We start from the raw sequence: 5765 nt of genomic DNA on the forward strand, positions 1-5765 counted from the left end.
TTTTTTTAGCTCTTTGGAGTTTTCGAGTTTCAATTTTTTCATCAACTCCGTAGCGGTTAGGGCTTCTGATTGTGCTAATAGGCCTAAGGTAATCTTTTATCTTTGTCTCAATTGAGTGAGCATCCTCCTAGTTTTAGAGTAGCACAATTAACGGAGTGTAAAAACTTTTCTCGGGTTGAAATCATTGACCACCAAAAAATTCAAGCCCTGGACTGGAACTGTAGTCTCTCAGTGGTGGAACCGATCAGGAAATCCTTAGCCTATGTTGGCATCCGTGCCCATCATTTGAGATTTCTAAAAGAGCCAAATCACGACAATACGTTTCCCTGTTGGCTGGTGACGATGAGTGAAACCCAGCACCGAGTTACACTTTATCTGAATTTATATACTCCTTCTAGGAATCCTCAACAATACCACCTCCAAGCTGAAGTTTTTAAGGAAAAATGGCATCAGATTAAAGCTTGGCCTGAGCCATGGTATGTGGAGTTAGATGCTTTGAGGTTGATTTTGATGGAGAGTTGATTGAACGATAGAAGTTTTGAATTGGGTGAGGCAAAAATTATTGGGTTTTAGGGAGCAGGGAGCAGGGAGCAGGGAATAGGGAGCAGGGCATAGGCAACAGGGGGGAGAGGAAGTGCGATGCTCGGTAAGAGCCGCTACGCGAACGCAAAAAATCCCAACCAGAATCTGGTAAAGTAAGATGTGTGGAATAAAATAACGTTTTGCCATGGCACAACCTAGCTAAGGAAGTTGGCCATAATAAAGATAGACACAATAGCCGCTTAAGAAACACTTTCAGAATCCATCACCATGGCTCAAAACCCCTTTACCGTAGGACAACCCGTTCTCCCAGAACGCTTTGTGGGACGAGAGTCTCAGATTGAAATAGCATTCGATCAAATCTCTAGTCGTGGTAATCTGGCAGTTTGGGGTGGACCTGGAATTGGCAAGACTTCCTTCTTAGAACTATTGACCTCACCTGAGGTCTGGCACCTACAAGGCCAAGATCCAGAAGCAGCAGTAATTGTACTTCTAAATTGCCTAAGTATTCAACCGTTTAATGCTGATAGCTTCTGGCGACAAATCTTGACCGAGATAAAAAGTCAACTAGACAGTAATCCAACGCTACAGACTGATATTGACCAATTCCTTGATCAAGACAACCTCACTTCCAGTCATCTACGCCAGCTATTACGTAAGCTTGGAGAATCCCACAAATTTTTACTATTGCTAGTGGATGACTACGATGTTGCTTTGCGTACAAACGACGGTTACCAGGAAGCTGATATTGAAGCCTTTGTGAATGAATGTCGCAGTATTGCGAATTCTGGTATCGAAAGGAAATATATCTCAATGATTGTAGCATCGTCTCGACGTCTGAGTGAATTGGGACCTCAACTCACCCCAGATAAATCTCCTTGGTATAACCATTATTTATTTCAACCACTCAAGCCATTTACTGATAACGAAGTGGCTGCCCTACTACTTGGTATGCCAATCACACCAGCTTTACGAGACGGAATTCGGGAAATTGCTGATGGAAATCCCGCCTTGCTACAGAATGCTGGTTATCTTCTCTATCAAGAATTGCGAGCTAATCGAGTACCTGACCCTAAGACCTTTGCCAGAGATTTTCTAAGTGCAACTGAACAGTTTTTTAAAGCTACCTGGGAGCTTTGCAATGACCTAGAGAAGATTTTACTGATGCTAATTGCTTTGTCAAGTTTAGAAGGTCGATTATCCGATAAGCGCTATGCTCTGAGGGGCATTGAGACTATTTTTAGCCAAAAAGAGATAGAACTGAATGCCTTAGAAACGAGAGGAATCATCAAACGAGAAGAGCAAGCCGGTAAAGCGACTTACTCCTTTGCTTCATCACTAATGGAATGGTGGGTGGTTAAAAACATTCAAAACAGTACCGAAACCGAATTACAAGAGCGTCAGAAGGTTTTTCTTAACTTGATGAGTCATAAGCAAGCAGAAAAGGTTAAAGAGATAATTCGTTTAATCTGGAAAAATAAAGATAAAATACCAGATATATTTGAATGGATTGGTAAGGTCATGGCTGCTATACCGAAAGGAGCAATTAAAAGCTAATCACTTTCACAAATAGGAAACCTTTCGCAAATCACCAAGATTGATATGACCACAGCAACAGTTCGGAGAAATCCTTATATTGTTGGTTCAGCTATCTCTGAGCCAAAGTCTTTCTTTGGCAGAGAAACCTTGATCCAATTTGTCGAGGATAATTTAAACCAGGGTGAAAGGGTTATCCTGTTGCATGGTCAAAGACGGATTGGTAAATCATCGGTTCTTTTACAGATTCCCAACCTTGTTCAATCTGAAGAATTTGTCTTCATCTATTTTAATCTTGAAGACAAAGGGCACTTAGCCCTCAGCAATGTATTGCATCTCCTGGCTGAGACAATTATTAATCACCTGCTCAATCACCTTAAGCTAGAGTTGGACTATGGTAAACTACCAAGTGAAGCAGATTTAGCCAGCAATCCCAGTATCTTCTCCCAGAATTTTTTGCCTGAAATTTATCAGGGTTTAGGGGAAAAGACTATAGTACTAATGTTGGACGAGTTTGATGTCTTGAATAGCTATGATCCAACTTCTTCAGTTCAAACCTTTTTTCCTTATTTACAATCTCTGTTAACTCAACATAAGCAACTGGTGATCATCCCAGTGATAGGGCGTCAGCCGGATGATCTAACAAAGCTGCTGAGCTTATTCAGAAGAGCACCAACCTATAAAATTGGCTTACTTAGTCTCCAAGATACGGAAAAGTTGATTACTGAGCCAGCTAAAGGGTCGTTAGTCTATAGCCAGGATTCAATACAAGCAATTATTGACTTGTCCGCAGGGCATCCCTATTGCACTCAATTGCTATGTTATGCAGTGTTTTTACGAGCCAAAATTCAACACCAGATTACTCCTGGGGATGTTAAAGCAGTTGTGGATCAGGCCATTGAACTTGGTGGGGGAGGATTGCCCTGGTTTCGAGAAGGGCTGCCAATCCCGGAACGGGTAATATTTTCAGCGGTTGCAGAAGCCCAGAAAAGAGCTGATTTAAGAGACGATCAGTTTGTGGAAGAACCATTGGTGATTCTGAAAGAGTATGGCGTTGTTGAAACCAAGTCATTAATACAGGCGGAGAACCAACTGCTTGAATGGGATTTTTTAGATATTGCACAAGGGTTAAATTTATTATCCCAAACTGCTGATAGCTATCGGGTGAAAGTTGAATTGGTACGTCGTTGGTTAGTTAAGCAACATCCTCTCCAACGGGAGATCTGGGAATTGGAAAAGCTTGAACCAGCAGCAGAGAGCGTCTACCAATCAGCCACTGATTTACAGGGCTACAACTTGTTGAAAAATGCCATTCCCCTTTATGAGCAAGCGTTGTCAATCAATCCCAACTACTTCAAGGCTCTGTTTGAGCTAGCTGAGGGATATTTGGAAACCCGAGATTTTAGTAAAGCAGTAGAGCTTTACAAACGAGCCTATCAGATTGATTCAAATCGTGTAGAAGAAGACTATGTGCGATCGCTCCAAGGTTACGGCCTATATTTAATGACTCAACGAAAGTTTGAACTGGCCAAGGAGCAGTTTGCGCCAATACTGATAATTCAACCTGACAATGGGTTAGCTCAGGATAAACTAAAAGAAATTGAAACCTATCAAGAAAGATTACATCAGCCAGGGTTAGATATTAGGCGATTATACAGGGCTTCAAATCCTGGAAAAACAATTAACGTAGGGTATGCTGAGGATCAGAGATACTATATAGATTTTTCTGCGGTGCGTGGTAACCAGTTTAATAGTTTGCTGCGGACGATTACTCTCCTTTCACCAGATGAACCAACCTGTCAACTTTTTACCGGTCATATTGGCTGCGGTAAAACTACAGAATTGTTGAGACTTAAGGCGGAATTGGAAGAACAAGGATTTCATACCGTTTACTTTGGGTCTAGTCAAGATATTGACATGGCAGATGCTGATGTGACTGATATCTTGTTATCCATTGCCCGTAACATCAGTGCGAACTTGGAAAAAGCTGGTATAAACAAAAGACCGGGAGGATTTAAAAAGATTCTGGCAGATGTCACGGATTTATTGAAAACACCAGTGTCCTTAGATTTAGATGATCAAGAGAGTTTTAGCCTATCTTTTGGTATTGGTAAAATCACTGCTAAAGCTAAAGAAAATCCCACGCTTCGCAGTCAGCTAAGAGAGTATCTAGAGCCAGGTGTAAGTAGTCTTATCGAAGCAATCAATATTGAGCTAATACAGCCTGGGATAGAAGAATTAAAACAAAGAGGAAAGGAAGGGCTAGTGGTAATTGTCGATAATCTTGACCGAGTGATGGATAGGCTAATGCCTACAACCGGGCGTAATCAACAAGAGCATCTGTTTATCGATCGAGCAGAGCAGTTCAAGCAGCTAAGCTGCCATGTAGTTTATACCATGCCAATGGCATTAACCTTCTCAAAAGAGTTTGAAAAGCTAAGAAATTACTTTGGAACAGATCCCGAAGTTTTACCGATGATTCCAGTAAGACTACGAGATGGTAGCGAGTGTCATGAAGGAATGGCCCTAATGCGACAAGTGATTTTAGCAAGAGCATTTCCTAACCTTCCTCCAGAGGAACGACTTAAGGCAATCTCAGAAATTTTTGATAGTCCTGCAACTCTCGATCGACTGTGTGCAATTAGTGGTGGTCATGTACGGAACTTGCTAGGACTTCTCAGCAATTGTCTTCGGGAAGAAGACCCACCTTTATCCCAAAGGTGTTTGGAAGAGGTGATTAAGGAAAGAGATAATTATTTAATTTCAACCATTACTGATGATGAGTGGGAGTTATTGAACCAGGTAGCAAAACATAAAAATGTAAGAGGAGAAGAAGAGTATCAAATCCTACTTAAAAGTATGTTAGTCTTTGAATATCACTATCAGGGTGAGCGCTGGTTTGATATTAATCCTGTGTTAAGAGAAGCAGAGGAATTCAAAGCAAGAAGTAGGTTAAACCTTGGACAAAGGATATTTGGTAAGGAATAGGAGAGAGAGTAGGGAGTAGGGAGTAGGGAGTAGGAAAAAATTCTTTGTAGCTCACAGAAGCGATGGGCGAGCATTGAGCCGCTACGGGAACACAATTGCTAAAGGTTTTGAAAAAAGCGATTGGCCGTAGGCCACGCTACCGGAACGCGCTTATATTAGAAGAAGGACGAAAGACTCGTTCAAAGGGTTGCTTGCGATACCACCTGACCATGATGTTGATCGGCTGAATCATAGAAAGCCACCAATAAGCCTGTATCCAGCAAAATAGTGGGATGATAGCTGGGTCAAACAACTTTTAGGAGATGCACCCAGTGCGATGCTCCTTGGCCTTGGCCAAAAGGCAACGCTACGCGAATGGGCAACGCTACGCGAATGGAGCCGCTACGGGAACGCAATCGGCTCGATATCTTTGCTAATCCCTAGAAAACATTTCCACTAAAGTATCAACTACCTGATTACCAATCTCTTCAGGAAGCTTTCCTAGCTTATTAATTAAGCGACTCTTATCAATCGTCCGAATTTGATCTAAAACGACTTGTGCTTCTTTTCCTTTAAAAGTTAAATTAACTCGTGTGGGATAATTTCGCTTCGCTGTCGTCATTGGTGCAATAATCACTGTCTTAATATACTGATTCATCTCATTAGGAGATATAATCACACAAGGGCGAGTCTTCTTAATTTCAAAACCAATGGTGGGATCG

The 5765-nt window shown here is 41.7% G+C and carries 5 protein-coding genes; 3 read left to right on the forward strand and 2 right to left on the reverse strand.

Features of this window, described 5'->3' with window-relative positions; all coding sequences use genetic code 11:
- Positions 1-102 precede the first annotated feature (102 nt).
- Complete coding sequence (locus tag F6K38_RS33845) at positions 103-522, forward strand: hypothetical protein (RefSeq protein WP_287359479.1); 420 nt, start codon at positions 103-105, stop codon at positions 520-522.
- On the opposite strand, the gene F6K38_RS33850 is transcribed toward F6K38_RS33845, so the two are convergent.
- Complete coding sequence (locus F6K38_RS33850; RefSeq protein WP_131827178.1) at positions 487-729, reverse strand: hypothetical protein; 243 nt, start codon at positions 727-729, stop codon at positions 487-489. The genes F6K38_RS33845 and F6K38_RS33850 overlap by 36 nt on opposite strands.
- 81 nt (positions 730-810) lie before the next feature.
- On the opposite strand from F6K38_RS33850, the gene F6K38_RS33855 reads away from it, so the two are divergent.
- Both F6K38_RS33855 and F6K38_RS43705 read left to right on the forward strand, forming a co-directional pair.
- Complete coding sequence (locus F6K38_RS33855) at positions 811-2097, forward strand: AAA family ATPase (protein WP_008185103.1); 1287 nt, start codon at positions 811-813, stop codon at positions 2095-2097.
- A gap of 45 nt (positions 2098-2142) precedes the next feature.
- Positions 2143-5064, forward strand: coding sequence for an AAA family ATPase (locus tag F6K38_RS43705; protein WP_008185105.1), 2922 nt, complete (start codon positions 2143-2145; stop codon positions 5062-5064).
- 412 nt (positions 5065-5476) lie between these two features.
- On the opposite strand, the gene F6K38_RS33870 is transcribed toward F6K38_RS43705, so the two are convergent.
- Positions 5477-5765, reverse strand: a 289-nt coding sequence (locus tag F6K38_RS33870) for a type II toxin-antitoxin system PemK/MazF family toxin (protein ID WP_287359482.1), incomplete at its 5' end; no start/stop codon positions are given.

The sequence above is a fragment of the Moorena sp. SIO3B2 genome (assembly GCF_010692525.1).
Taxonomy (GTDB): domain Bacteria; phylum Cyanobacteriota; class Cyanobacteriia; order Cyanobacteriales; family Coleofasciculaceae; genus Moorena; species Moorena producens.